This is a genomic window from Paenarthrobacter sp. TYUT067 (assembly GCF_023656375.1).
In the GTDB taxonomy this organism is placed as follows: Bacteria; Actinomycetota; Actinomycetes; order Actinomycetales; family Micrococcaceae; genus Arthrobacter.
Window position 1 is genome coordinate 1 of record NZ_JAMOIT010000007.1, and the last position, 25,485, is coordinate 25,485.

Below are 25,485 nucleotides of genomic sequence, written 5' to 3' on the forward strand. Positions count from 1 at the left end.
GGCGATCCAGCCAACACAGGCTGGATCGCCGAGTGGTATGCCGCCGGCCTCGACGCCGGGACCAACCCAGCGAACCCTGACCGCTGGCCGACGCCAAGTGAGCTGGGGCAGGCGAAGGTTGAGGCGGCGTCGTTGGCTGTTGGCTTGGCGCTGACCCGCGACGTCCTGTGGGACAAATTGCCGGAGCGCGTACAGGAACAGCTCATTGCCTGGTTCGAGACCGTGATCGGTGAGGAGTATCCGCCTATCAATTGGGTGTGGTTCCAGATTGTGGTGGAGACCTTCCTGGCTTCGGTTGGTGGCCGGTATTCGGACGAGGACATCGACGCCGGACTCGCCATCCACGACTCCCTGTACCGGGGCGGTGGCTGGTTCGCGGACGGGCCAGAGCGCGCCTACGACCATTACGTCGGCTGGGCCTTTCAGGTGTATCCGCAGCTCTGGGCGTTGATGGCGCCTTCTGATCCCCGGGTTACCGCGCGGAAAACGCTCGACGGCGACCGGCTGGCTGACTTCCTGGACGACGCCGCCTACCTTGTTGGCGCCAACGGAGCACCGCTCATCCAGGGCCGGAGCTTGATCTACCGGTTCGCTGCCGCGGCGCCTTTCTGGGTAGGGGAGTTGTCGGGGCACACGCGTTTGGCTCCGGGTGTTTCCCGGCGAGCTGCTTCAGGAATGCTCGACTACTTTGCCCGGCATGGATCGATCACCGAGGACGGGCTTCTGTCCATTGGTTGGCACGGGGAATTCGCTGGGATGAAGCAGGCCTACTCCGGATTTGGCTCGCCGTATTGGGCGGCGAAGGGGATGCTCGGATTGGCAATGCCCGCCGATCACCGGGTGTGGACTTTCGTTGAAGAGCCCTTGCCCGTTGAAGTTGCTGACACTCAGCGGCTGATCGCGGCTCCGGGCTGGCAGGTTGATGGAACTCGTGCCGACGGTGTGGTCCGGATCCGGAACCATGCCACGGATCACGCTGTTGTTGGGGCCGTGGTGGCTGATTCGCCCCTCTACGCACGGCTTGGCTATTCGACGCACACGTTCCCTGACTTGGTACCGGAGTCCGTGGACAATGCGGTGGCGTTTGTTGATTCCTCTGGCCGGCTGACGCATCGGACGGGTTTTGAGCACCTCGGCTCGTTCTCCGAGGACGGCTTCCAGGTGGGGGCGTCCCGGTTCACGGCTCATTGGATTGAACCCGATCCCGACGCCGGCCCGGATCACGGCAGCGGCGTCGCCGGCACTGCGACTCCTGGGCCGTCGGTGACGGTGGTTTCGGTGACGCGCGGGGCCGTTGAGCTTCGCCTGGTACGTGTTTCCGGTGCTGGGGATTCGGGTGGCTCCCTCCGGATAGGCGGCTGGCCGGTGGATGCTGCTTCGTCCGTGGTCAGCTCGGTGCTTCCCGCGCCGGGCTTCGGCATGGCGTTGGATTCGTCCGGGACGTTTGCCCGCTCCGGCGCCCACCCCATGGGTTCGGAACTCACCATTCCATGGGTGGGCACGTCGGGAACCGCGCACGACGGCGACTACGCCGCCGTCGTGATCCTCGCCGGCGAAGGAGGTGCTTCGCCGGATGCAGGTGTCACGTATGCCGATGGCCACTTCGAATTCCCGGACGGCAAGCGCCTCACTGGTGATCTGCTTGCCCGATTCGATGCCTAGCTGCCGAACGTGCCGTGCGCACGGCACAGTGCGCAGCAAGCCATCGAAGCGGGCAACACCAGGACTTCCAGTAGGCTCGCGGAATGAGCCACAGCGAAGACCGCGCACGTTTCCTTGCCGCCTACGACGCCAACCTGCGCACCGACGCTGAGACACCGAGTGCCCTCAAGGTGACCCGGCACGGGCCCCTGCGCTGGGTGACTTTCATGAAGGGCCGCGGCTTCGTCACGTATCAGGACCTCGGTGGTGCGGATGCGGACACCATCACACGGCTCGTGGCTGATTCAGTGGGCTACTTCCGTGCTAAACCTGACATCACCAGGGTGGAGTGGAAATCCCGCGGGCATGACCACGCGCCGGGTTTGCACGAGGCCCTCATCCACAACGGTTTCACGCAGGATGAGCCGGAATCGATCATGATCGGCGAGGCCCAGGCTTTGAGCGCAGCTGTGCCACTTCCTGACGGCGTGACCCTCCGGCAGGTGACGGAGGAAGCCGACGTGCGGGCCATGAGCGCCATGCAAGACGAGGTCTTCGGCGAGCCGGTCTCAGATGAGATGGCTGATGCCTTGTTGCATCGGCTCTCGCTAGGTGACGGAATGCAGCTGTGGGTGGCCGAGGCTGACGGGCAAATTGTCAGCGCCGGACGTTTGGAGCCAGTTCCCGGCACGGACTTCGCAGGTATCTGGGGTGGTGCCACGAGGGAAGAGTGGCGCGGCAAGGGGATCTACCGGGCATTGACGGCCCGCCGCGCGCAGGCCGCACTGGAGATGGAAAAGACCCTCATCCACAGCGACTCCACGGAATTCTCTCGACCAATCCTCGAGCGTTCGGGACTGCTCAAGGTCTCGACGACGACGCCGTACCGCTGGGCGCGGAGCTGAAAGCTTAGACGGCTTTGGCGGCCAACCGCCTGTTCAGTCGATCTACCTCATCCAAGACTTCCATCGCTGCCCAAGCGCGATTCCGCTGCGATTGCGAGACGAGGGACAGTACACCGGCTTCGGTCATTCGGTTCAGGGTTTTGTATATGGACGTTTCCTCAACACCAGCGATGTATGCTGCCCGGTGCGCTTCGAAAACGGGCTGTTCCAGCAGCCAAGGGATGAGCTTTGCTTCCGCAGAGTTTTTCCTGGGGCGGAGCAAGTCGGTCCACAATGCCGGGAGCTCATCGAGAGCCGCGACCGATTCACTGGCGGCTTGGGAAGCACGCATCGCTGACTTTGCCAGATAGAGGACGAATGGATCCACGTCACCGTTGCGGTAATTGTTGAGTAAGGAAAAGTAGGTCTCCACGTCCGCTACCATCGCAGAGGCTATGGGAGTGACCGTGTTCTTGGTCAGTCTTCTACGACGTGAAATTGAACCGATCAGAGCACGTCCTATGCGGCCATTACCGTCGGTAAAAGGGTGGATGGACTCGAAGTGGGCATGGGCAATGGCCGCCTGCGCCACGATGGGGATGTCCTTCCGGGCACAGAATGCCATGAGGTCGTCCATGAGTTCGGGTACCAGCGCCGGGGGAGGGGGAACGTGGATGGCTCCTCGAGGTGAATAGTCACTTCCGCCGATCCAATTTTGCACATCCCGGAATGAACCAGCGTTGTGCCCGTCCATTGGGTCATCTTTCATCAGGGCCTTGTGGGCCTTAAGCAGAGCCTCCACACGGACCTCGCCAGTGTCCCCCGCATCGCTGATCATGCTCTGCACGGCCTCCGCTGCTGCGACCATGGATCTCGCTTGATCGGTGGCCTTCAGCCCGATCATGGCACGGGCGTAGTCGTTTCGATTGGCGTCGACGTGTTCGATCTTTGAAGAGGAGACCGCTTCGCTTCGCAGCAGAAAGCCGCTGATGGCAGCCATGCGAGAACCCGCCGACACGTCCAACGATGCGACGGCAACAGCGGCCTCTTCGAGTGCCACGATCGTTTCCCGGCTGGGTTCGAACCAAAGCCCCGCAATTTTGGGGGGAAGTGAAACTTCGACTTCGGTGAACAAGCGGTCCTCCCGTGGGGGACGACCTGACGATTTCCAGGGCATGACCTTGTTTCTATGCGCCGGCCAAGCTGCCAAGAGGTGCTCCAAAGCCTAGCAGGGTGTCCTTTACTGTTATTTTAGCCTTTAAATAACAGTAAAGGACACGTAGCTGTTCATTTGCCCGTCTGCATACCACTTGTGTGAAGGCACAGTGAGGCCCCTCAGGATCAGAATCCCAAGGGGCCTCACTAGCTCAGAATTTTCTTATTTCCCAGCCGCGAAGCTGCTCACGCACTGCCCCTGGTTCGTGAACACGGGCTGCGGGCTCGTCTTCCAGCCATCGTTCTTGCACGCGTCCTTGCCCGTGGACACCGTCACTCGGTACTCCTTCGTGGAGCCGTCCGGCGCTGTCACGGTGACTACCGCCGTCGGATTCTCCGCGGTGGGCTGCTGAACTGTCACCTTGGCGTTCGTGTCCAGCGGGTAGCCGACGACGGCGGGAGTCGCCGACGTCGTCAGCGCCCGGTAGTCGGTGGTCGCCGGGGCGAACCCCACAACTGAGGACTGGTTCACGAGGAGTCGGCCAAGATCGGCAAGCCCGGCGTGGGCCAAGCGGGAACCGGCGATAGCTACTTCAGCGATCTTCGTATAAGACGCCGTGGTCACGAACGAAACCCTGATCCCGCGTGTGGTGACGGGATCGAAACGGACGGTAGTCGGTGAAGAGATGGAGAGTCCTGTGATGGTTCCCGCGGAGGTGTCCTTCCAAGCTCCAGAGGCGTCCTGGTACTGGACCTTGAGGCTCTGTGCTGCCTTTTCCGCGGACGTCACGGTCACTGAGGAAACGGTGTAGTCGCGGCTGAAGGAGTAGCTCAGGCTGTCACCGGCACGGCCACCGCTCACCCAGTTGGACCACCGCGTGGAGCCGTTGGCATCGCAGGTGTTCTTGGCGATGTAGGAGCCTTCGGTGTAGCTTGCGGTGGCCGTGGTGGTGGGGTCGTCCTTGCAGATGTTGGCTACTGGAACACGGTCCACCACAATGATGGTCAGCATGGCCGGGAGGCCGTTGGCGGTTCCGGGTACCGTAACGGTTCCCGGAGTTTGCAATGAGGAATCGGAGACTGAGGACCAGTCCCAGGTCACCGCGAGCGGGTTCCGGGCGGGACCATCGGCGATCTGTCCGGGAACGCTGGCCGGAGCCAAGGCCTGTATGGAAGCCACCGATGATCCGGTTCCCACGGTCACGGAAACAGGGTCCGTGGCGATGTAGGAGCCCACCGTGACCGTGAGAACGGCTTCGAAGGTTTGACCGTACGGGTCAACCCCTGAACCGTAGACCGTTTCTTTGCCGGCTTTCTGCCATGAGGAAGGATCCACCGGTGCCCAGGTGACGGCCAACTGCTTGCCGGGGCCTGCCTCGTAAACGGGGGTGACAGTTGCGGGCAGGGCAGGTGCCGTACCTACGGGTGTGCTCAGCTCAACAGGGGAGACACCCAGGAGCTTGAGATCTGCAATGTCCGTGAAAGCCCACGACTGATGAGGGCTGGCCAGGGCTGTTGCAGTGGTGCCGGTAGAGGATGCCAAGGCCACGGACGTACCCGCCGCTGTCTGGTTGCCGGAAACCTGCAGGGCAATCGCCGCCCCGGCGTTCACCAGGGACCACTGCTTGCCGTTCTCCGTGGTCACAATCCACTGTGCAGAAGGAGTGGCCTTGGCTTGCTCAAGAGTCATGGAAGCCAGGGAAGCAGCACCGCTTTGGCTGCCATTCAGCACTCCACCGTTGCCTGTAAGGACCCGTCCGTCTGCGCTGGAAACAACCCAGCGGCGATCGTTGGCGAAGTCATTCCCGCCAACGGCGTTGAACGTCCACATCTGCGGTGCCACGCCGGCAGCGTCCATACCCAGCTCCTCGATCGACGCCGTGCCGTTAGCTCGCGCCGTCAGGTACTTGCCGCTCGCCTCACCGCTGAGGTGGTAGCTGTGGCCGTCCTGCACAGGCGTGGCATCCTCTGAAACTCCACTGACGCCGTCGACGACGAACGTCACCACTGATGCGGCAGGAACCTCGAGCGTGGCGGACTTAGCCGCGGTGTCCACGGCCACCGGCGTACCCTTCACCAGGGCGTTCTTCTCAATGTCATCCAGCGGCGACTTGGTGGTGACCACGGGAGTGACCTTTGCACCGGGTGCGATTGCACCGAAGCGGCTGAGGTCTATGGTGACCTTTTCCGGCGTCGGGGTGTCATTGAAGTGGACCAGTGTGGCGCCGTTGCCGTCGGCGCGGAGGGCGCTGGCGGTCTTGGCGTTGTCATTTTGGATGAGGAAGTCGCCGGGCCGGATGTAGTGCGTGAAGTTCCGGGTGGTGTTGTACTTCTGGTTGGTCAATACCTTGCATTTGGCGTTGTCCAGGGTGGCGCCATCGTTGATGCGGCGGTTGGAGAATCCTTCGCGGCCCTCGTAGTTGCAGTCGAAGTCCACGTAGATAGAGCCCCAGCCTTTGTCGGCCTTCTCTTGCTTGTACGTGTCCTCCACGGGCTGCCAGAACACCCAGGCGTCGGGCTCGAGTTCGCGGAGGTCGTTGACCATGCGGCCTGCGATGCCCAATCCGTTGGTGATGTTGGAGCGGTCCCAGCCGCTGGTGGAGTCGCCGAGCGCTGGGTTGCCCGTCCAGAAGCCCCCAACCTCACTCATCCACAGTGGCTTGTCCGTGGAGCTGGCGAGGTCCCGGACCCGGCGGCGATCATTGGTGCCGTAGGTGTGGACGTCGAGCTGCGCAACGGCGTCCTTGGCCTCCTGGCTGTAACCGTTCCAGTTGGTCATGAACTTGCTGGGATCCGTCTCGTCCATCGCAGAGATGACGGCGTCCGTGCTGCCCTTTTCCAGTTCTGCGGCCAGCAGCTTGGTCACGCGGTCCTGGGCAGCCGGGTAGATCAACGCCCCCTCCTGCTTTTGCGTGTAGGTGGTGGGCGGCTTGCCGGTGGCAGCGCTGATGTCCGTGCCCCAGTAGCCGGAGTTTGGCTCATTGAATGGATCGATGGTGTCCACGGTGATGCCGCTGCCTTTTTCGAGGAGCTCGACGGCGTTCCTCATGTAGGCGGCGAACTTGGCCTCCGCTTCGGGCAGCAGATTCTCGCCCTTGGCGGTGTTCACCTGGCCGGACACGTAGCCGCTCTTGGTCATGAACCAGGGCGGGGAGTTGCTGAAGGCTTCCCAGTGGGTGATCTGCTGGTCCGCGGCGAGGCGTTCCACCCACCAGCGCTGGTTCTGATCGGCGTCGGGGTTGTAGGAAGCGGGATCGTCCGGGTTCCAGGCATTGAGGAAGGCGAGCTTGTTGGCTTGCGTTGCGTCCACGCTGCCGTCAGGTTTGTAGAGGTTCGACGCCGGCTGGCCGGGTTGCGCTTGGGTCACCGGCTTCCACCATCCCTCCACAGCGCTGCCGTCGTTGAGGTAATCCTTGACGTCCGATGCGTTGCCGCCGCCCACGTTATAGCGGGCAATGTTGAGGTTCAGGCCGTCCTCGCCGAAGACCTTTTGGTACAACTCCTCACGCAACTCCGGGGAGTATCCCGCCGTCGCATTCGCGAACCAGACCAAGCTTGTGCCCCAACCTTCGAATGCCTCGCTACGGCTTGCCGGGTTGGGAGTGATGGTGACGGCGGTTGCGTCGGCTGCGTGTGCTTGCGGTGCAGTTGCCGGGCTGAGCGCAAGGCCGGCCGCTGCAGTAACGGCTGCCGCCAGCACTGCCACAGGCCTTCGGATTCTTCGAGCGGTAAACGCCATGGGTGGACCTCATCTTTGGGGTTTCAACGGGTGCTGCCCGGTTTGCGGGAAGCCCGGGCAAGCCGAGACTATGAGGCTCTTGGGGCCACAACAAGGCATTCGAACAGGCTCGTTCGTGGTCAGTCAGAAGTGGTCGCAGGTGTAACCCTTTGCGTGGTCCTCCAAGCTGGGTGTATAGATGTATACAAGTACACTTCCGAGCCGAGGCAGCGATATATGGCGGATCCACAACCACGAAACACAGGGGCACACGTCGTCTACGGCGAGCTGAAACGCCAGATCCTCAGTTTGGAACTCAAACCTGGTGCGCGAATCTACGAGCCCGCCATGGCCGCGGCCCTCCAAGTCAGCCGAACGCCACTGCGGGAAGCCATCCGGCGGCTTATTTCTGAGAGCCTGCTCGAGCAGCAGGCCACCGGGGGAGTTGTTGTTCCGACGCTGGAAAGGAGGGCGATTTCCGAGCTGTACGACGTCCGTGCCGCCCTGGAGTCGCTGATGGCTCGGGAAGCGTGCGCCAACGCAAGTGCCGCGGACCTTGAAGAGCTTCGGGGAATCGTGGCCCGCAATGCCGCGATGGTGGAGTTCGCCGATGAAGCCATGAAGTACGGGGTGGCCCTCCACGCAGCCATCGCCAGGATCGCCGGAAACTCCTGGGCCCAGCGCTTCCATGGGCAGATCAGCAGTCAGGTTGAACGCTACAGATACTTCACCAACAACGCTCCCGAACGCCGCGATGAAGCTCTCGCCAATCACCGGCTCCTGGTCGAGGCCATTGCATCCAAGGATCCGGAAAAGGCCGCAAAGATTGCCTTCGATCACGTGATCGGCGCACGTGATGAGACTTTGCGCGTCATCTCAAGCACCGGCCTGGTGGTCGAATGATCGGCGTCGAATGATCGGCGAACTTGGACGGCGTTCCTCCACCGCACTCCTGATTCACTCGGCACTCATCCAGGCCGTCACGTTCCTGGTCCGGCCCGCCACCACGTACCGCGCGCTTGAATTGGACGTTCCAGGGTTCGCTTTGGGTCTTCTTGCCGCGAGCTACGCGGTGTTCCCCCTGCTGCTTGCCTTGCCCATCGGCGGACTGGTGGACCGCCTCGGTGAGCGCAGGCTCATGGCCATCGGGGCCGCCGTCGTGCTGGGCTGTTCTGCGTTTCTGTTGTTCTGGGGGTCCTCGGTTCCGGCGCTCGTGGCCGGGACAGCGCTTCTGGGTGCGGGGCAACTGGCCTGCGTGGTGGGGCAGCAAGCGGTGGTGGCGAACAATGCTGCGTCCTCGCGCCTGGACTCTGCCTTCGGATATCTGACCTTCGCCGCATCGCTGGGCCAGGCATTGGGGCCGTTGGCCATTTCCGTGGTGGGCGGCGCGTCCGTTCGGCCGAATACGCAGGCCATCTTTGTGCTCGCCACGGCCATGAGCTTGGTGCTGTTCCTGACTACGTTCGTGATTTCGTCAAACGTCAGCAAAGGGAGGCGCACCGCCAAGGGCGGACCAAAGGGCAGTGCGGTGGCACTTCTCAGGACTCCCGGCGTCGTCCGTGCTCTGGCAACCAGCGCCACTGTCCTGGCAGTAGTGGATCTGACCGTTGTCTATCTGCCGGCACTCGGTGCTGAACGGGGCCTGACCGCAGCAACCGTGGGCCTCATGCTGACTGTTCGCGCCCTGTTTTCCATGGTTTCCCGGCTGGGTCTGGGCAGCATGTCCCGCAAACTGGGCCGGATGAAGCTGCTGGTCCTGAGCCTGGCCATCTCCACCGTTGCCCTGGGTGTCGCAGCCATTCCGATGCCGGAGTGGTTGCTGTTCATCGTCATGGCATTCCTCGGCTTAGGGCTCGGAATCGGTCAGCCACTGACCATGTCCTGGCTCTCGGCCCAAGCGCCCGAAGGCCAACGCGGGCGGGCGCTAGCCCTGCGGTTGGCTGGAAACAGGATTGGACAAGTGGTGCTGCCCAGCGCAATCGGCGTGGTGGCGGTAGGCCTCGGTGCGGCGGGCGTGTTCCTGGCATCCGCCGTTGCCGTGGGCGGAACCATGCTCCTGCTGCGGGGTGTGAGGCTGGACGACTGAACCCCTGCTGAGATTTTGTACAGATAACGCGCTTATGGGGTGGCCTTAGGGGCATCAACTGTACAAAAACCAACTACTCCGCGAACAGCGCCGCGAGGTCGTCCGCCGTCAACGAGCCACCGGCCAAGGCATCGCCTTCCATCACGTCCGCGAACAGCTGTGATTTCTTGGCCTTCAACGCCATGACCTTCTCCTCGATGGTGTCCTTCGCCACCAGCCGGTAGACCATCACGTTCCTGGCCTGCCCAATGCGGTGGGTTCGGTCCACGGCCTGGGCTTCGGACGCCGGGTTCCACCAAGGATCCAGCAGGAACACGTAGTCTGCCTCGGTCAGGTTGAGCCCGAATCCACCGGCCTTCAGCGATATCAGGAACACCGGAGCGGCACCGTTCTTGAACTCGCTGACAACATCACCACGGTTGCGGGTGGAGCCGTCGAGGTAGCAGTACTCCACGCCTTCGGCATCCAAGCGCTCCCGGACCTTGCCCAGGAACCCGGTGAACTGGCTGAAAATCAGGGCGCGGTGACCCTCGGAAATGAGGTCTTCCAGCTGCTCGAACAGCACGTCCAGTTTGGAGGAGCGAACACCGGACAACGAGGAATCCACCAACGAGGCATCCAGACTGAGCTGACGCAGCAACGTCAGCGACTGGAAGATGGTGAACCGGTTCTTGTTCACATCATCGATCAAGCCCAGGATCTTCTGCCGTTCGCGCTGCAGGTGCGTCTGGTAAACCTTTTGGTGCCGCGGGTTCAGCACCACTTCAAGGATCTGCTCCTGCTTGGGCGGCAGGTCCTTGATGACTTGCTCTTTGGTGCGGCGCATCATGAGCGGACGCACACGACGCCGGAGCTTGCCCAGCTGGGCGGAGTCGCCGTTCTTTTCCACCGGCTTTTGGTAGTTCTCCGCGAACCGTTTGGGGCTCGGGAACAGTCCCGGCGCCACAATGGAGGTCAGCGCCCAAAACTCCATGAGGTTGTTCTCCAGGGGCGTGCCCGTTATCGCCAGCTTGAACCGCGCCGGCAGCTTGCGAGCGCACTGGTAGGCCTTGGACTGGTGGTTCTTCACGAACTGCGCTTCGTCCAGCATCAGCCCGGCCCACTGGAAGGACGCGTAGGCATCGTAATCAATGCGGAACAGTGCGTACGAGGTAATGACGACGTCGGCACCTGCCAACGCTTCGGCCGGCGACAACCCGCTCTTGGCGAAGGTTTCACCGACGGTCCGCACTACCAATCCCGGGGCAAAACGCTGTGCTTCAGCCGCCCAGTTGCTCACCACGCTGGTGGGCGCAACCACTAGGAAAGGAGCCCGCGGGGTTACCTCGGAAGAGTCGCCCTGAGCGGCAGCAGTAGTTTCCGCGGCCAAGTCCTTCGCCGCGCAGATCAGAGCAATGGCCTGCACGGTCTTACCCAGGCCCATGTCGTCAGCCAGCACGCCGCCCAGGCTGTGCTTGTACAGGAAGCTGAGCCAATTGAATCCTTCGAGCTGATACGGACGCAGCTCAGCGTTAAGGCCCGCCGGGAGGGGAAGTCCGGTCACGCCGTCGTCGAGCAGCCCGCCAACGGCTTCGCGCCACGCGGCGGCCTGTTCGTCCACGATTCCCAACTGCGCCAGCTCGTCCCAGAGGCCGGCCTGGAAGCGGCTGATCTGCAGGGTGCCGTCCTTGTTGTCGGGGTTGTCCTGCAGGGACCGGGCTTCGTCGATCAGCGCGCGGAGCTGGTGCAACTCCGGAAGGTCCAGCGAGAAGTAGGCACCGCTGGGCAGCAGCATGCGGCTCATTCCGGCGGCGAGCGCGGAGAAGACTGCGGCGAACGAAACCGGCTCGCCCTCCAGCGTGATCACGATTCCGAGGTCGAACCAGTCGCCGCTTGCCGTTTCCTTCGTGGAGATGGACACCACGGGTGCTTCGGCGGCCTCACGGTAATCGGCGATGTCGCCGGAGGTTTCCACCACGACGTCGGGCAGGTCCTGAAGCGCGGGCAGCACCTCCTCGGTGAACGCCAACGTGTCCAGGCCACTGAGCTCAGCCGAGGCAGCGATTCGGGGAGCACCCCAGCCGCCTGTTGCCGATTCGGCCAGTGCGGGCACCACGTCCCATGGCCGTCCGAGTGACTCCAGAATCCGTGCTTCTTCAACGTCGTCCCGGTAGCCGCGATCGTCCGGGTGCCGCCACAACGGCTGGGCGGTGACGAGGGTGCCCGATTTGTAGTGCCACTCCCAGTGCAGCCGGACCTTGTGATCGTTGCCGTAGTTGGCCAGCAGGGACAGTGTGGGGACGGCCAGCGTGGGCAGCTCCACCGATTCGTCCGCGGCCTGCACGGGCGTGGACTGCCGCAGCTTCGGGTAGAACGAGGTCAGGAACCGGCTCTCGTCCTCGGCCGGGATCTGCAGCGTTTGGCCATCCATGACAAACTCCAGCAGCTCGTCCGTGATGCCGCCCTCGATGGGGGCAAGGGTGATGAGGTTCTTCTGCTGGGGCACGCCGGGCAGGGTTTCCCCGGAGTGCGTGAAGAAGATTCCGTTGGCCGGTTTGCCCAGGAAACCCACGGATCCGGGATCCACGGCTTCCCCGCCCAGGGTGACTGACGGCGCAAGCTGCAGGCCGCCGTCGGGCGCTTCGTGCTGTGCGGTGTCCGAATCGGTGGCCAGGCGCGCCAAACTGAGGCCGACGACGGCGGGTTGCGTCTCGACGCGAACGGGCTCGCTACCAGCGGAATGGATGAGTGGGATGCCGGCTTTGGTTGCCTCGGCGAGGAGGGTCCAGAGGTTTTTGGCGGCGAAATCGTTCAGGCTCAGCCACATGGCGCCGGAGGGTTGCTGCCGGCCGTTGCTTGAACCGTGCGCAGCCAGGAAAGTCTGAAGCCATTCGACGTGGACCTCGTTGAATTCGCGCCGGAAGCTAACGTAGCTGAGGTTGTTCCAGGAGACGTCGCCGCGGATCCATTTGCCCTTGGCACCCATCATGACCGGGCGCGCTTTGAGCTGGCGGACACTGCGCATGGGATCGCGTCGGCCCGTGTAGGAGAAGTGGGCCGCCGGCTCCTCCACCTCGAACTGAAGCGCCAACTGGATACCCGCCGCGCTGGGCGCTGTGCCGGGCTTGGTGATCAGCCTGTTGAGGGCTTGTTCCCAGGCAGGACGTGCCGAGCCGCCCTGCTGGCCCGAGCCAACCCGTGAGGTTTGAATGCCGGGGGCCTGGGAGAGAAGCTGGGCGCGGATGGTGGGGTGGTCCTCCGCCGTGAAGAGCAATGCGGCCACATGCTTGCAGTCCTTACGGACCGGGCAGCTGCAAATACCCACAGTGCAGCTCCAGCCGCTGGGCTTGCGAACCAGTTTTGCCGACGTCGAATACGGCTGCGGACCGGTACCGCGAACCTTGCCCATCAGGAGGCCTGTGGCCGCGTCGAAAGAAATCCCGTTCACGCGGCTGCCCATGGCATAGGCCAGTCCGGCCGCGAGCGAGCGGTCCGTGATGGCAGGAGTCTGAATGGCCAGTTCCCAGTTTTCGTCTGTGTGGGACGGCATGCGCAGGGCTACTTTCGGCAGGAGGATATCTGTTCAATCTTAGTCAGCAGAAAACGGCTCCCAAACTTCGCCCTCCGTTAACCTCATCCTCGATTGCCGCGCCGCTCCCGCGCGTACGTTGAAAGTGTCCGGAGCACCATCAGCTTTCAGCAGTGAGGATTTCCCATGACTACCAACGAGTACCCCGTTGTCCTGAACAAGACCAGCTTCGAAGCCGGCAACGCGGATGTGGTGGATTCCAATGTCAACGTGGTGAACCACATGTACCAAGAGCTCCTCAACAGCGACGAAATCGCCGCCGCAGCGCTCAACAGCTACTTCGTGGATTTCTACCTCACCCAAGCTTTGTCGGGCGGCTTCGCTCAGTACGTCTTCACCGCGCCGGAGCGTGAAGAAGTTGATTCTTTTGTGCGGGCAGGGCTTGTGGGAATGGGCGCCGTCCGCCACCTTGATCTGTTCAACCGCACCGCGTCGGCGTTTGACGCTTTGAGCGACGACGAAGCCGAGGCCTACCTCGACGGCGAACTGGACGAGTCCGAGACCCCGCCGGCTTCCGTGGTTGCCTTGGACGAGCTCGACGGCGAGTTTGAAGCGCTGTTGGAAGAAGAGGACATCATCGAACTCAGTGCCGCATACCTGCGCGATCAATCCGCCCTGCTGGTGCTCTCCGACGAAGAAATCGAAGAGCACATCGCCCAGCGCGTGGCCCTGATCCCGGACCTCGCAGAGCGCCAAGCCGAAGCAGACGAAGAGGCCCTCGCCAACGCCCCCGAGTTCGAGGTCATCATCCGCGAACTGTGTGACGTTGCCGGCTACGCCCTGGAAAAGATCACCATGGGCGACCCCAACTACGAGCACGACGGCGTCAAGACCCTCGCCTGGCACTTCGCCACCGACCACGGCGACTATCTCATGATCGAGGACGACGACGAGGCCTTCATGATCCACCCGGAGACCAAGGAGATCATCGCGGCCGTAGAGTTCGAAGAGTCCGAGGAATTCGCCGACGCCTAAGCCTTCTCTGCCGAGATCGCCGGAACGCTGCGGAATCGCCGTAGCGTTCCGGCGGTCTCGACGCGTTTCCGGCGAATTCGGCGCTCTAGCGTGGTCTGGCTTGGCGGAACTTAAGGAAGCCCCACACAATGGATGCCTGCCAGCAGACCAACAGGCCCACCCAGATCCAGTCCAGGCCACGCTCAGTGGCATTGATAATCATGGCCACGAGCCCCAAAGTCCACGCGAGTTCCTGCACCCCCAGGAACGTCAAGGTTGGCGCCTTTTTGCTGCTGATGTCCTGTGTCATGTCCTCTCCCCACTGAGTAGCCTGCAGTCTAGCGGACCCATTTGTGGGCATGGACCTCCGAGTTCGCGGGAAGCTCGCGTCTTCGTGCGGAGGCCTCCAGCGAATTCACCGCATTCCCGGAGTTTCGGCGCGGCGCTTTCCACATAGCCGGAAATGCCCGTTCCGGCCACGGTCCGCGGTGGCCAAGCTGAACCGATGAACACACCTTCAACGCGCAAAGGCGACACCCCGGCGGCCTCGGCACTACCTTCGCGGGGCCACATGTGGAGAACAGACGAGTTACTCCGTTTCGGTCTCAACAGTCGAAATATCAAGGCCTTGGTGGACTCCGGCGAACTGCTTCGCTTGAGATATGGCTGCTACATCCTGAGTGACACATGGAAAGCCTTGGGCCCCAGGCGGCAGGCTTTGGAGCGCATCCTGGCACATGCTCATGGAACGCTGACGTCGTCAACAGGTGGTTTCGTCTATAGCCATTTGTCGGCGGCACGACTCCACGGCCTGTTCGTATGGGGTGTTGATGACAAGGTTCATATCCTTCACTCCGCCAGGCCTTCCTCTGACCGTTCGGGGAAGGATGTTAGAGGACACACGCAAAGCTTTACCGAAGACCATGTTGTGGTGGTTCAGGGTTTGCGGGTGACTACGCTTGAGCGCACGATGTCTGACTGCGCCAGGATGCTGAGTTATCCGAAAGCGCTGGTGATCATGGACCATGGATTGCGTGTGGGCGCAGACCGCAGGGTACTTTCCCAGCTGGCGGCAGTTTCGGCCGGAAAACGCGGTGTCCGCACGCTGCGCAAGGCCTTGGACAACGCGGATCCGCGCGCCGAGTCTGCAGGAGAAACGCTGACCCGTGAGTTGATGCAGAGGCTGCGCATCAGGCCTCCACAGCCGCAGTTTGAGGTGCAGTCCCGCCTGGGTCGTCATCGCATGGATTTCGCTTGGGAAGAGGAGAAACTAGCTCTGGAGTTTGACGGGCGCACCAAATACTTCGATTACAGACCAACGGATGAGGTCATCTTCCAAGAGCGGCGTCGGGAAAAGGCTCTCACGGAGGCAGGCTGGCGGTTTATCAGGATCGAGTGGAAGGACCTGTTTCAAGAGCGCGACTTCAAGGAACGTATCCTGCGGGAACTCAGGTGATTGCGCCGAAAACCAGATCGCGGGAAACTTGCGTGGCCGCAGGGAACCTTCCGGTGACGTGGCAGGCTTCCCGCGACCTCGCGTCCCACGGTAGCCCTGGCCGGTTACGACGCCGGTGGGGGAAGAATGGTTCATGAAGCTGAACCTTTTCCTTGCATGCATCGTCGTATAAGCGAAGGGGCAGCGGAGAGAAGGAGGTGGCTATGCCGTTGGACGAGGATGTGGTGGCTGCGATCTACCGCGAGCACGGCACCGCCCTCAAACGCTTCGTACTGAGTTGCACCTCGGACACCCACCAGGCCGATGACGTCGTGCAGGAAACCATCCTCAAGGTGTGGCAGCACGCTCCGCAGATCACGGGGAGTTTGCGCAGCTACCTGTTCCGGACGGCGCGCAACGTGATCATCGACAACTACAGGAAGGCGCAGCGCCGGCCCTCCGAGGCAGGCGAACAAGACCTCCCGGACCATCCTGCGACGGAACGCGTTGATGAACTCCTGAACAGGGTCCTCATGGAGGAGGCGCTGATCCGGCTCAGCCACGAACACCGCCAGGTTTTGGTGGCCCTGCACTACCAGCGGTTCACCGTCACCGAGGCAGCATTGCAGCTGAACATCCCGGCTGGAACCGTGAAATCCCGGGCTTTCTACGCCGTGAAAGCTCTCCGAACAATCCTTGATGAGATGGGGGTGGAACGATGAACGGCAACTCCGTCCACCACTTGCTGGGTGCCTACCTGCTGGGTGGCCTCGAGCCACAGGAGGCGCGCTTGTTTGAAGACCACCTCGCCGCATGCGCTCAATGCCGCCAGGAGTTGGAGCAACTGGAGAGCGTGCCCGCATTGCTTGACGCCGTTCCCGCAGCCGACGCTGTGGCCCTGACTGTCGCCGGTGGCGCGAACGCACTCTCGCCATTGGAACCGAAACCCGAGGTGCTTCCAGAGAAGGTCCTGGTTGACTTGTCGGTCCGCAGACGCAAATCACGACGCCGGTGGGCGGCTCTGGTGGGTGCCGTTGCCGCTGCCTGCCTTGCGGTTGGTTTCCTCGCCGGGCCGCTGCTGAATCAGCCGCCGAAACCGGACGCCAGCTACTCGGTACAGTCAGACGACGGGCTGCAGCTGACCGTTGGCATGGTGAAGAAGAACTGGGGGACCGAGCTCGAGGTGGAGGGACGCAGCATGCCGCTGGAGGGCACTCTCTACCTGTGGGTGAAGGGCCGGGACGGTGCCGAGGAACGTACCTGCGGATGGACGGCCACGGCCAGTGGCCGGATCAAGATCACAGGTGCCACACCGGTGCAGTTGGCTGGCATCGCCGGTGTTGAGCTTCGCGACGAAGCCCAGAAAACGGTGGCCTCGATTTCGGTGCCGTGAGGCTTACCGGTCCGTAACCTCGTTGGCCTGGGTGCGGAGCTCGGCCACCAAAGTTTGGTCTTCGCAGGCCCGGGCGAATGCCTCGATCCGACGCTCAATTTCCCGGCCGAGCACCCAGCTGCCGATCCCCTCGGCTACGGGCTTCAGGAATGCGGGGCGGCAGGAAAAAGTGTACTTCCAGACTGCCCGTGTGCCGTCGCCGTCCGGGGTGAACCGCCAACCGCCTCCGAAGTTCTCAAAGAACCAAGGCCCGGAAACCATGGTCATACCAACATTCCGTGGAGGTGTGTAAGAGACGTATTCGCTGACCATTTTCAGGCCCATGCGCGAGACGGTCCGCGTCCGGACGCCTTTACCGGCTGCCGTGGCTCCGTCCAGAAAAGCCTGGGCTGAGATGAACGGATCCCATTTGAGCCTGAACTCACCGGTGGTCTGGGACAGTGCGAAGGCCATTTCCGGATCCAACCGAATGAACCGCTCGGCGCGTACCTGCGGCATTTAGAACCCCTGACCTGAGCCGAGCACCAGGAACACCATGAGGACAATGCCAAAGATGTTGACCGCCATGATGGCCAATCCGATGATGCCCGTGATGCGTCCTGCGTTCATGCGGCCGGCACGAAAGACGGCGATCAGCCCGCTCACCACAGCAACCAGGGCCAGTAGGACCGCGACACCCGCCAGGATGAGCGCACCAAACCACCAAGCGTCGTTGCCTTGGTTGTATCGGCTAATTGATGAAGCAATGGCTGCAATGCCCAACGGAATGCTGACTACTGCCGCGATCGGCGAGAGCACGGCTGCGACGATGCTCGTGATCCCGGCGCCCAGCCCCCGGTTCCCGGAACGTTGCGGTTGCTGGTAGTACTCGATCGGTGGCTGATAGCTCATGATTCCCCCAAAGTCCTGCGGTTAGATTTTGCGGTAGGTGAGGTCAAAGATCATGCGCCCGGCCTCGTGGGCTTTGTTCTCGAAGCTTGTCCGGATCCGGCCATCGAACCGGGGAGCCCAGCCGCCTTCAACATCCACGCCCTCGTTCGGTCCGGTGTGCTCGGTGCTAACGGGCGCGCGACCTTCCCTGACCGGTGCACCGCCCACCACAGATTCGACGCCGGATTGCCACACCTGCGTCAACGGGCTCTCTTCGCCGCTGCGCTCGCCTTCGTGCATATTCTCGAACTCTGTGGACCCTGCCAGCACTTCGCGAACGTGGACTGCGTAGTTGGACCAGTCGGTAGCGATGCGCCAGTAGCCGCCCGTGACCAGTGCCTTGGCAGCTACGGAAGCGAAAGCAGGCTGGATGAGCCGGCGCTTGTGGTGCCGGGCCTTGTGCCACGGATCCGGGAAGAACACCCAAAGCTCGCTGACCGACCCCTCCGGGAGCATCGACTCCAGGACCTCGGGAGCGTTGGCTTCCACTACGCGCACGTTGGTCAGCCCGCGGCTGTTGATCTTGATGATGGTGTTGGCCAGCCCCGGCGTGTAGACCTCTACGGCAAGGAAGTCCTTGTCCGGGTTCTGCTCCGCGGCGTGAACCACGGCGTCACCCAGGCCGGACCCGATCTCCACGATCAGGGGTGCCTTGCGTCCAAAGACTGCCTCGGCGTCGAAGGTGTAATCAGGGTGAACGGACGTATTGGCTACGTGGCGCGGCACCTGAATGGCCCAGCGCTCGGCGTGCTCTTCCCACGCGGCCTGCCTGCGGCCCTGCAAACGGGTGCCACGGCGCACGAAGCTGACCGGGCGGCCACCGTAGGTTCCGAAGGAGGCCTGGGTGCCGGGCGTGACGGGTCGCGGGGAATCTGGGGTTTCACTCATCACTTCCAGAATACTTGGGTTCGGATGCGAGGATCCTCTGCGTTCCGGATCAGACGATCAGCGCCGGTCCACGGCCGTGGCAGGGAGAGTTGTGACCCTGTGGGTAGAGTTGCCTGATGCTTGAGATCCGCCCGAACTGTGAATGCTGCAACCGTGACATCCCGCCCTCTGGAGAGGCCTACATTTGTACGTTTGAGTGCACGTGGTGCCCGGACTGTGTTGACCGGTTCCCTCATCGGTCTTGCCCGAACTGCGGTGGAAACCTTCAGCTACGCCCTGTCCGGCCCGCTGCCGCCTTGGTCAACAATCCTGCCAGCACCACGCGGGTTGTTTCTCCCGGCTGTCTCGGGCAATGAATACAAGCGAGGAGACGCTGGAGCGGGTTCTGGGATCTCTGGTGGCGGCCACCAAAGGGCGCACCCCTTTTACGCTCGGTTTCCTGGGCACCACGGGAACGGACGGAGGAGCGCGGGTCCGTGCGGTCATCATCCGGGAGGTGGACCGCGCCGCTTACCGGGTCATGGTGGCCACCAACTCCTTGTCCCGTAAGGTCTCGGAGATTGGCCACCAGCCACGGGTGGCACTGACCTTGTACGACGACGAGCGCGGGGTTCAGCTGCGCATCAGAGGTGACGCTGCGGTGGTCGACGATGAGAAGGAACGACGCCGGGCATGGGAGCGGTTCAGCCCGAACAGCCGGCACCTTTATGCGTCCCGGCTGGTTCCGGGGACTCCCTGCCCGGATGAGCGTGTTGATGGCCCGGGTGATGTTGAGACGGCCATGGAGCGTTTTGCCTGGATCAGAATCGACATGACGGATCTGGACTGGTTGGACCTGTCGGGCGATGCCCACATCCGCTGGCAGTTCACCCGCGACGACGACGGCTGGCACGGACAGGAAATTGTTGCCTGAGATCCGGTCACATCCCGGGCAATGGCTGCCAGCTGGGGGCTTAGGAATCACTGGCTGACAGAATAGGGCGGGTGACCTCCTCCAAGACCCCCGGCTACCCAGAGAAGTCTGTCCTCCCTGAGATCGCGGTGGACGCGGAGATCGACGAAGAGCCGGCACCCGATCCCACCCAGCTCCGAGGCAAGAGGGGCCTGGTTTACCTGGGCATCTGCCTGGTCCTGATCGGTCTGAACCTGCGGACGGTCTTCTCCAGCTTCTCCGCCGTCCTGCCGGAAATAACCTCCGACGCCGGTCTGCCGGGCTGGTCGCTGGTGGTCCTCACCACCGTGCCGGTGACGTTGCTGGGCGTCTTCGCCCCGCTCGCCCCCATTCTGGCCCGCAGGTTCGGCGCAGAACGGGTGCTCCTCGGGGCCATGGCTGTGCTTACCGCGGGGCTGGTGATCAGGCCCCTGGAGATCCCCGGCGCCGGACACCTCCCCGCACTCCTCGCCGGAACCGCCGCCTGCGGTGCTGCAATCGCCTTGTGCAATGTCCTTCTTCCCGGCGTGGTCAAACGGGACTTTCCGCACCGCCTGGGTCTGATGGGAGGCCTCTACACCACTGCGATCTGTGCGTCGGCTGCCCTTGGCGCGGGCTTCACGTATCCGGTCTTTACGGCAACCGGCCACTGGACTTCGGCGCTGTGGTTCTGGGCGGTGCCCGCCGCCGTCGTGCTTTTGCTCTTTCTGCCGCTGGCAATCCGGCAACCTTCCGTGAAGCACCAGGCAGTCCACGGCGGCGTGAACGTGTGGCGGTCAGCCGTGGCGTGGCAGGTGACGATGTTCATGGTGCTGCAGGCCATGATGTCGTTCAGCGTATTTGCGTGGATGGCGCCCATACTCCGCGACCGGGGGATCGACGGGGGAACGGCGGGGCTGATCGTGTCGGTGTCGATTGTGCTTCAGATGCTGGGCTCACTGTTTGCCCCTGCGCTGGCTACGCGTTTCAAGGACCAGCGGATCATCAACATGGTGGTGGCTCTGATGACGGGTGGCGGTTTTGCGCTCACGATCTTTGGCCCCACGGAACTCATCTGGATCTGGACCGGGCTCAACGGCCTGGGCCAGGGGTCGTTGACCGCCGTGGCCCTCACTATGATCATGGTCCGTACCCGCGACGCCCACACTGCCGCGCACCTGTCCGGAATGATGCAGGGCGTCGGCTACGGAGTGGGTTCCCTTGGCACGTTGATGGTGGGCCAGCTGCACCAAGCCACAGGAGGGTTCGCGGCCGCCGGAATCCTGTTCCTGGTGGTCGGTTCCCTGGCGGCCTTCTTCGGATACCGGGCCGGCCGCGACCGCTTCGTTTAACGTTGTGAGGCCCACTCTGCATCCCAAAAGCCCAGGGAAGAGCGCAGAGCGGGCCTCACAACGAAAGCCGGAGCAGCTAGACCGTGAGGTCCTTGCCCTTGGTCTCCGGGATGGAGAAGGCAAACGCGATGCCCACCAGCAGCAGGATCACTGCGTACACGTTGAACAGTTGAGCTTGCCCGATGGTGCCGAGCCACGTCTGCAGGTACGGAGCCGTGCCACCGAACACGGCGACGCAGATGGAGTACGGGACGCCGACGCCGATGGTGCGGATGTGAGTGGGGAAGAGCTCTGCGTAGACGGCCGGGACGATCGCAGCGCTGCCGGCGATGAAGAACAGCATCACGGACATGGACACTGCCAGCTGCCAGGGTGAGTCTTTGAGGAGCCACGTCATGGGGAAGTGCATCAGCGCGGCACCTGCGGAGGAAGCGATGATCACCGGTTTACGGCCGATGCGATCGGACAGTTTGCCCCAGAACGGCAGGGCGGCAATGAACACCACGTTGGCGATCACACCTGCCCAGAGCGCCTCTCCGCGGTCCATCTTCAGGGAGGTTGCAGCGTAGCTCGGTGCCACCACGCCCCAGATGTAGTACACAACGGTCAGGCCAACAGTGAGGCCGATGACCTGCATCGCCTGCTTGCGGTACTTCACGATCTGCGGCCAGATGGGCAAGCGCTTCTCGTTGGGAGTCTCAGCCTCAAAAGCCTCGGTTTCCTTCATCTTGGCCCGCATGAACAGGGCGTAGATGCCCAGTGCGCCACCGATCAGGAACGGGATACGCCAACCCCAGGCGCTCATATCGTCCTTGCTGAGGGTCGCGGTGAGGATAGCGCCCAGCAGCGTTCCGGCGAGGATGCCGGCAGTGCCGGAGGTGTAGATGAGGGTGGCCCAGAAGCCGCGGTGTTCCTTGGGCGCCATCTCGGACAAATACGTTTGCGACGACGGCAACTCGCCACCGTGCGCCAGGCCCTGGATGAGCCGGGCCACCAGAAGCGTCACCGAAGCGAAGGCGCCAACAGCAGCGAACGTTGGGGCGATGCCGATGAGGAGGCTGCCCACCGCGCCCAATGCCACAGCCACCGTCATGGAGGTCTTGCGGCCAATCCTGTCGCCGATCCAGCCGAACACGAACCCACCGAACGGACGGGCAACGAACCCGACGGCGAAGATCGCCAAGGTGGACAGCACGGCTGAGGTGGGGTCGGCTTGGCTGAAGAGAGCACTCGCGATGAACGGCGAGAACGTGGCGTAGATTGCCCAGTCGTACCATTCAACGGCGTTGCCGATGCCGGTGCCAACCAGCGTGCGCATGTGGGATTTGTGGACCTTGACGTCGGGGGACGTTCCTACGGTGGTGCTCATGTGGTTCTCCAAGATCAGGCGGGCAGGGAGTTAGTTGCCGGCGAGGGCAGCGATGCGGGATACGGCAAGTTCGGCATACAGCGCCGCGCCGTCGGTGAGGACGCCGTCGTCGAACAGTGCGTACGGCGAGTGGTTGAACGGCGACGTCGTGTGGTCGGCGCCGGGGGCAACGGCGCTGAGCCCCACAAAGGTGCCCGGGACTTCGGCGAGGACGCGGGAGAAGTCCTCGGAACCGCTCAGGGGAGTTGCCATGCGGGTGTGGCGGGATTCGCCGAACATTCCGGCGATCACCTTCTCCGCGGTGGTGGTTTGGTCCTCGTCGTTGATGGTGAGGGGGTATTCCTCTTGGTAGTGCACGTCTGCCTCCAAACCGTGGGCTGCCGCGATGCCATGCAGAAGCCTGGGCACTGCTTCCATCATCTTGCGGCGGGACTCTTCGGAGAAGGTCCTGATGGTGGCTTCGATGCGGGCGGTCTCGGGGATGACGTTGCGCTTGGTTCCTGCATGCAGGACGCCGACGGTCAGGACTACGGGATCGAACATGTTGAACTGGCGCGTGACCATGACCTGGAGTGCGGTGACCATCTCGGCAGCGGCGGTGACGGGGTCCTTGGCGGAGTGGGGGGCGGAGCCGTGGCCGCCCGCGCCAAGCACGGTGACAACGAGTCCGTCGGAGGAGCTGAGCATGACGCCGGGCTTGGTGACGAACTGGCCATGCGGTTCGAGCGCGGAGAACACGTGCATTCCGTAGGCGGTGTCGGCGCGACGACCGGCAGCATCCAAAACGCCTTCCTTGATCATGTAGCTCGCACCGTCAAAGCCTTCTTCGCCGGGCTGGAACATGAGGATGACATCGCCGGCCAGCTGATCGCGACGCTCCGCGAGCAGGGTGGCCGCGCCGGCAAGCATTGAGGTGTGAAGATCATGGCCGCAAGCGTGCATCGCGTTGTCCCAACGGGAGGTGTAGTCCACGCCGGTCCTCTCCTGCACAGGGAGTCCGTCCATGTCGGCGCGCAACAGCACCACCGGCTTCTCGGCTGAAGCGTGAGCTGCACCGCCGCGCAGAACCGCAGTGACCGACGTCGTCTCCTTGCCGAGGGTGATCTCATACGGAAGTCCGTCCAGCGCCTTGAGTACCTTCTCCTGCGTGCGGGGGAGCTGCAGCCCAATCTCCGGTTCGCGGTGGAGGTCGTGGCGGAGGCGGACGATGTCGTCCCGCAGTTCCTTGGCTTCGGAAGCGATGGTCATGAGTTCTCCTGGTCTTTCCCGGTGACTGGTTCCTTATGCCATTCTGAGGTGATGTGATTCACAAGTTCCCAAACAACTGTAAATATGCACATGCAGCCATCATTTGACAGGAAACATGCATGGTTCTGAGAAAATGTACTCATGGAACTCAGTGAGGAAGACCTGCGCCTGGTCAACGCCCTACAGATCTCACCTAGGATCAGCTGGTCCGACGCCGGCCAAGTCCTGGGCGTCCACGCCACCACGCTGGCGTCCCGATGGGAGCGCCTCCGCGCTGCCGGGGCGGCGTGGACCACCGCACACCTCATGGGAGACCCCAAGGACATGTGCCTGGCCATGGTGGACATCGACTGCGAAATGCACCTCAGGCCGGACGTTACCTCGGCCGTCGCTCAGCTTCCCGAGGTGATCACCGTGGAAGAAGCTGCCAGCAACCGTGACCTCATGCTGACGGTGATCACCCAGGACCTGGGGCAATTCAGCACTCAGGTAGTGCCCAGGCTCAAGGAAATTCGAGGACTCACCAAGTACCACACAGCTCTCTGTACGCGGATTCATACCAGCGGCTACGCGTGGCGGCTCAACGTCCTCAGCAAAGCGGAACAACAAGCGCTCAAGGCGCTCGCCGGACCCGAATCAGCAAACCCGTACGACGCCACGGTGGCCCCACTCCCGGACACCCACTTGGCTCTCATCCCGTTCCTGGCTCGCGACGGACGGGCCACGGCAGCAGAAATCGCCCGTGCCCTGAACAGAAACCCCGCCACCGTCCAGCGGCAACTGGGCAGGGTCCTGAGCAGCCGGATGCTGTCCTTCCGCTGCGAAATTGCTCAGCAGTTCTCCGGCTTCCCCATCACGGTCCAGTGGTTCGCGAACGTGCCCGCAGGCGAGCATGAGGCCGCCGCCACGGAACTCAGGGCCATCCGGAACATCCGCTTCTCCGCGTCCACCACGGGCCGCACCAACTTCACCATGATCATGTGGCTGCGATCCCTGGCTGACGTCATGGAAATGGAGCTCACCATCCAGCAACGGATCCCGGGCATCGAACTGGTGGAGAGTGTGGTCATGCTGAACACGGCCAAGCGCGTCGGCTGGATGCTGAACCCGGACTCCACCGCCACCGGAACAGTGGTGCCACCCTACGGTGAGCTACTTCCGTCCGGTATTTAGACGCGCCGGTGTTTAGGCGTGCTTCCTTGCTCTCAGGACTGTGTCCAACGTGGTGCCGGACTCACCGTTAGGTCCTTCAATAGTCCGCGCCCTGTCCGTGAGGACCTCAACAAACCACGGCTCGCGATCCAGCCGCAGGGCACCCGCCAACTGCTCCGGCGTGAAGAACATGCCGGACTCGCGATGGTGACTCCACGGAGGGAGCCCGTGCGGGTGATGCCCCACGATCAACAAGGTGCCACCGGGTGCGACGGCGGCCGCCGCTTTTGACGCCGAGTCCCGCCACGGCAACAAGGGGGAGTGCAGGAACTGTGCCGAGACCAAATCAAACACCGGCTCCGGCTCCCACTCGGTGAGGTCCTGCTGCTGCCACGTGATCCGGTCCGCGTGATCGGTCTCCGCTGCATGGGCTGCTGCCCGTTCCAGCGCGACGGCGGACACGTCCAACGCGGTGACAGTCCAGCCCTGCTGTGCCAACCAGATAGCGTCGCCGCCTTCCCCGGAGCCCAGATCCAGCGCCTTCCCCGGCTTCAGTCCAATGACCTCGGCAACCAGCTGCGTGTTGGGGTTCCCGCTCCAAATTCTGGCGCGTTCCCGGTACATGCCGTCCCACATGTCCACGGCATTGTCAGCTTCCTCGTGGAGGTTCAGGCCGCCCTGCTGAGAGCCATCATGGGTGTGCTGCGCCCCTTCATGGGTGTGCTGACCGTGGTGGTGAGTGCCGGCGTCGTGCGTTTGTTCAGTCATAACCCAAGCGTGCCGCGACGCTGCGCTCAAAGGC

22 protein-coding genes are annotated in these 25,485 nt (G+C 62.9%); 12 read left to right on the top strand and 10 right to left on the bottom strand.

Annotated features, from left to right (window positions below):
* Positions 1–1,662, top strand: a 1,662-nt coding sequence (locus MOD31_RS07775) for a DUF2264 domain-containing protein (protein ID WP_250820242.1), incomplete at its 5' end; no start/stop codon positions are given.
* A gap of 83 nt (positions 1,663–1,745) precedes the next feature.
* The gene (locus MOD31_RS07780; protein WP_250820243.1) at positions 1,746–2,546 is read left to right on the top strand and encodes a GNAT family N-acetyltransferase; all 801 of its coding nucleotides are present in this window, start codon (positions 1,746–1,748) and stop codon (positions 2,544–2,546) included.
* 4 nt (positions 2,547–2,550) lie between these two features.
* Here MOD31_RS07780 and MOD31_RS07785 read toward each other — a convergent pair whose 3' ends face one another.
* Both MOD31_RS07785 and MOD31_RS07790 read right to left on the bottom strand, forming a co-directional pair.
* Positions 2,551–3,702, bottom strand: coding sequence for a Fic family protein (locus MOD31_RS07785; RefSeq protein ID WP_243753305.1), 1,152 nt, complete (start codon positions 3,700–3,702; stop codon positions 2,551–2,553).
* 201 nt (positions 3,703–3,903) lie between these two features.
* Positions 3,904–7,419, bottom strand: a complete 3,516-nt coding sequence (locus tag MOD31_RS07790) for an Ig-like domain-containing protein (protein ID WP_250820244.1) — start codon at positions 7,417–7,419, stop codon at positions 3,904–3,906.
* 216 nt (positions 7,420–7,635) lie between these two features.
* Here MOD31_RS07790 and MOD31_RS07795 point away from each other — a divergent pair, with 216 nt between their 5' ends.
* Positions 7,636–8,301 (top strand): GntR family transcriptional regulator, encoded by a 666-nt coding sequence (locus tag MOD31_RS07795; protein ID WP_166842256.1) that lies wholly within the window; start codon positions 7,636–7,638, stop codon positions 8,299–8,301.
* A 10-nt stretch (positions 8,302–8,311) separates the two neighbouring features.
* The gene (locus tag MOD31_RS07800) at positions 8,312–9,484 is read left to right on the top strand and encodes an MFS transporter (RefSeq protein WP_142937853.1); all 1,173 of its coding nucleotides are present in this window, start codon (positions 8,312–8,314) and stop codon (positions 9,482–9,484) included.
* A 73-nt stretch (positions 9,485–9,557) separates the two neighbouring features.
* Here the strand turns inward: MOD31_RS07800 and MOD31_RS07805 are convergent, their stop codons facing one another.
* Complete coding sequence (locus MOD31_RS07805; RefSeq protein WP_250820245.1) at positions 9,558–13,013, bottom strand: DEAD/DEAH box helicase; 3,456 nt, start codon at positions 13,011–13,013, stop codon at positions 9,558–9,560.
* A gap of 165 nt (positions 13,014–13,178) precedes the next feature.
* On the opposite strand from MOD31_RS07805, the gene MOD31_RS07810 reads away from it, so the two are divergent.
* Positions 13,179–14,027: a hypothetical protein gene (locus MOD31_RS07810; protein WP_223940998.1), complete on the top strand. Its 849-nt coding sequence runs from the start codon at positions 13,179–13,181 to the stop codon at positions 14,025–14,027.
* An 85-nt stretch (positions 14,028–14,112) separates the two neighbouring features.
* Here MOD31_RS07810 and MOD31_RS07815 read toward each other — a convergent pair whose 3' ends face one another.
* Entirely contained in the window at positions 14,113–14,316 is a 204-nt protein-coding gene (locus tag MOD31_RS07815; protein WP_250820246.1) for a hypothetical protein, read from the bottom strand.
* Positions 14,317–14,511: 195 nt separating this feature from the next.
* Between MOD31_RS07815 and MOD31_RS07820 the strand changes: the two genes are divergently transcribed.
* The 3 genes from MOD31_RS07820 to MOD31_RS07830 all read left to right on the top strand — a co-directional run bounded on the left by MOD31_RS07820 (position 14,512) and on the right by MOD31_RS07830 (position 16,834).
* Positions 14,512–15,462 carry a DUF559 domain-containing protein gene (locus MOD31_RS07820; protein WP_250820247.1) on the top strand — a complete coding sequence of 317 codons (951 nt, stop codon included), beginning with the start codon at positions 14,512–14,514 and terminating at the stop codon, positions 15,460–15,462.
* Positions 15,463–15,665: 203 nt separating this feature from the next.
* Positions 15,666–16,163: a sigma-70 family RNA polymerase sigma factor gene (locus MOD31_RS07825; protein ID WP_142937857.1), complete on the top strand. Its 498-nt coding sequence runs from the start codon at positions 15,666–15,668 to the stop codon at positions 16,161–16,163.
* Positions 16,160–16,834: an anti-sigma factor gene (locus MOD31_RS07830; RefSeq protein WP_166842260.1), complete on the top strand. Its 675-nt coding sequence runs from the start codon at positions 16,160–16,162 to the stop codon at positions 16,832–16,834. Before MOD31_RS07825 ends, MOD31_RS07830 begins: the two co-directional genes overlap by 4 nt.
* Before the next feature lie 3 nt (positions 16,835–16,837).
* Here the strand turns inward: MOD31_RS07830 and MOD31_RS07835 are convergent, their stop codons facing one another.
* The 3 genes from MOD31_RS07835 to trmB are packed head-to-tail and all read right to left on the bottom strand — an operon-like array spanning position 16,838 to position 18,652.
* Positions 16,838–17,332, bottom strand: a complete 495-nt coding sequence (locus MOD31_RS07835; RefSeq protein ID WP_142937859.1) for a type II toxin-antitoxin system RatA family toxin — start codon at positions 17,330–17,332, stop codon at positions 16,838–16,840.
* Positions 17,333–17,725 (bottom strand): hypothetical protein, encoded by a 393-nt coding sequence (locus MOD31_RS07840; protein ID WP_250820248.1) that lies wholly within the window; start codon positions 17,723–17,725, stop codon positions 17,333–17,335.
* A gap of 21 nt (positions 17,726–17,746) precedes the next feature.
* Complete coding sequence (gene trmB / locus MOD31_RS07845) at positions 17,747–18,652, bottom strand: tRNA (guanosine(46)-N7)-methyltransferase TrmB (RefSeq protein ID WP_166842262.1); 906 nt, start codon at positions 18,650–18,652, stop codon at positions 17,747–17,749.
* A gap of 116 nt (positions 18,653–18,768) precedes the next feature.
* Here trmB and MOD31_RS07850 point away from each other — a divergent pair, with 116 nt between their 5' ends.
* The 3 genes from MOD31_RS07850 (at position 18,769) to MOD31_RS07860 (ending at position 20,914) form a co-directional block, all read left to right on the top strand.
* A complete protein-coding gene (locus tag MOD31_RS07850; protein ID WP_142937862.1) occupies positions 18,769–19,008 on the top strand; it encodes a DUF1272 domain-containing protein in 240 nt (79 codons plus the stop codon).
* A complete protein-coding gene (locus MOD31_RS07855) occupies positions 19,005–19,565 on the top strand; it encodes a pyridoxamine 5'-phosphate oxidase family protein (protein ID WP_166842264.1) in 561 nt (186 codons plus the stop codon). Before MOD31_RS07850 ends, MOD31_RS07855 begins: the two co-directional genes overlap by 4 nt.
* Positions 19,566–19,636: 71 nt before the next feature.
* Positions 19,637–20,914, top strand: a complete 1,278-nt coding sequence (locus MOD31_RS07860; RefSeq protein WP_250820249.1) for a CynX/NimT family MFS transporter — start codon at positions 19,637–19,639, stop codon at positions 20,912–20,914.
* 76 nt (positions 20,915–20,990) lie between these two features.
* On the opposite strand, the gene MOD31_RS07865 is transcribed toward MOD31_RS07860, so the two are convergent.
* Positions 20,991–22,283: an MFS transporter gene (locus MOD31_RS07865; protein ID WP_250820250.1), complete on the bottom strand. Its 1,293-nt coding sequence runs from the start codon at positions 22,281–22,283 to the stop codon at positions 20,991–20,993.
* 30 nt (positions 22,284–22,313) lie between these two features.
* Positions 22,314–23,531: a M20 family metallopeptidase gene (locus MOD31_RS07870; protein ID WP_250820251.1), complete on the bottom strand. Its 1,218-nt coding sequence runs from the start codon at positions 23,529–23,531 to the stop codon at positions 22,314–22,316.
* 141 nt (positions 23,532–23,672) lie between these two features.
* Between MOD31_RS07870 and MOD31_RS07875 the strand changes: the two genes are divergently transcribed.
* Positions 23,673–24,704, top strand: coding sequence for an Lrp/AsnC family transcriptional regulator (locus MOD31_RS07875; RefSeq protein ID WP_250820252.1), 1,032 nt, complete (start codon positions 23,673–23,675; stop codon positions 24,702–24,704).
* Between the two features lie 12 nt (positions 24,705–24,716).
* Here the strand turns inward: MOD31_RS07875 and MOD31_RS07880 are convergent, their stop codons facing one another.
* A complete protein-coding gene (locus MOD31_RS07880) occupies positions 24,717–25,451 on the bottom strand; it encodes a cyclopropane-fatty-acyl-phospholipid synthase family protein (RefSeq protein ID WP_374206982.1) in 735 nt (244 codons plus the stop codon).
* Positions 25,452–25,485: the final 34 nt, after the last annotated feature.

What these genes read in the sequence shown, in the direction of transcription:
- trmB (WP_166842262.1), bottom strand. Translation starts at nt 18,652, where the DNA reads ATGAGTGAAACCCCAGATTCCCCGCGACCCGTCACGCCCGGCACCCAG.
- MOD31_RS07815 (WP_250820246.1), bottom strand. Translation starts at nt 14,316, where the DNA reads ATGACACAGGACATCAGCAGCAAAAAGGCGCCAACCTTGACGTTCCTG.
- MOD31_RS07880 (WP_374206982.1), bottom strand. Translation starts at nt 25,451, where the DNA reads ATGACTGAACAAACGCACGACGCCGGCACTCACCACCACGGTCAGCAC.
- MOD31_RS07855 (WP_166842264.1), top strand. Translation starts at nt 19,005, where the DNA reads ATGAATACAAGCGAGGAGACGCTGGAGCGGGTTCTGGGATCTCTGGTG.
- MOD31_RS07780 (WP_250820243.1), top strand. Translation starts at nt 1,746, where the DNA reads ATGAGCCACAGCGAAGACCGCGCACGTTTCCTTGCCGCCTACGACGCC.
- MOD31_RS07840 (WP_250820248.1), bottom strand. Translation starts at nt 17,725, where the DNA reads ATGAGCTATCAGCCACCGATCGAGTACTACCAGCAACCGCAACGTTCC.
- MOD31_RS07835 (WP_142937859.1), bottom strand. Translation starts at nt 17,332, where the DNA reads ATGCCGCAGGTACGCGCCGAGCGGTTCATTCGGTTGGATCCGGAAATG.
- MOD31_RS07865 (WP_250820250.1), bottom strand. Translation starts at nt 22,283, where the DNA reads ATGAGCACCACCGTAGGAACGTCCCCCGACGTCAAGGTCCACAAATCC.
- MOD31_RS07790 (WP_250820244.1), bottom strand. Translation starts at nt 7,419, where the DNA reads ATGGCGTTTACCGCTCGAAGAATCCGAAGGCCTGTGGCAGTGCTGGCG.
- MOD31_RS07810 (WP_223940998.1), top strand. Translation starts at nt 13,179, where the DNA reads ATGACTACCAACGAGTACCCCGTTGTCCTGAACAAGACCAGCTTCGAA.
- MOD31_RS07870 (WP_250820251.1), bottom strand. Translation starts at nt 23,531, where the DNA reads ATGACCATCGCTTCCGAAGCCAAGGAACTGCGGGACGACATCGTCCGC.
- MOD31_RS07820 (WP_250820247.1), top strand. Translation starts at nt 14,512, where the DNA reads ATGAACACACCTTCAACGCGCAAAGGCGACACCCCGGCGGCCTCGGCA.
- MOD31_RS07800 (WP_142937853.1), top strand. Translation starts at nt 8,312, where the DNA reads ATGATCGGCGAACTTGGACGGCGTTCCTCCACCGCACTCCTGATTCAC.
- MOD31_RS07785 (WP_243753305.1), bottom strand. Translation starts at nt 3,702, where the DNA reads ATGCCCTGGAAATCGTCAGGTCGTCCCCCACGGGAGGACCGCTTGTTC.
- MOD31_RS07825 (WP_142937857.1), top strand. Translation starts at nt 15,666, where the DNA reads ATGCCGTTGGACGAGGATGTGGTGGCTGCGATCTACCGCGAGCACGGC.
- MOD31_RS07850 (WP_142937862.1), top strand. Translation starts at nt 18,769, where the DNA reads ATGCTTGAGATCCGCCCGAACTGTGAATGCTGCAACCGTGACATCCCG.
- MOD31_RS07795 (WP_166842256.1), top strand. Translation starts at nt 7,636, where the DNA reads ATGGCGGATCCACAACCACGAAACACAGGGGCACACGTCGTCTACGGC.
- MOD31_RS07830 (WP_166842260.1), top strand. Translation starts at nt 16,160, where the DNA reads ATGAACGGCAACTCCGTCCACCACTTGCTGGGTGCCTACCTGCTGGGT.
- MOD31_RS07805 (WP_250820245.1), bottom strand. Translation starts at nt 13,013, where the DNA reads ATGCCGTCCCACACAGACGAAAACTGGGAACTGGCCATTCAGACTCCT.
- MOD31_RS07875 (WP_250820252.1), top strand. Translation starts at nt 23,673, where the DNA reads ATGGAACTCAGTGAGGAAGACCTGCGCCTGGTCAACGCCCTACAGATC.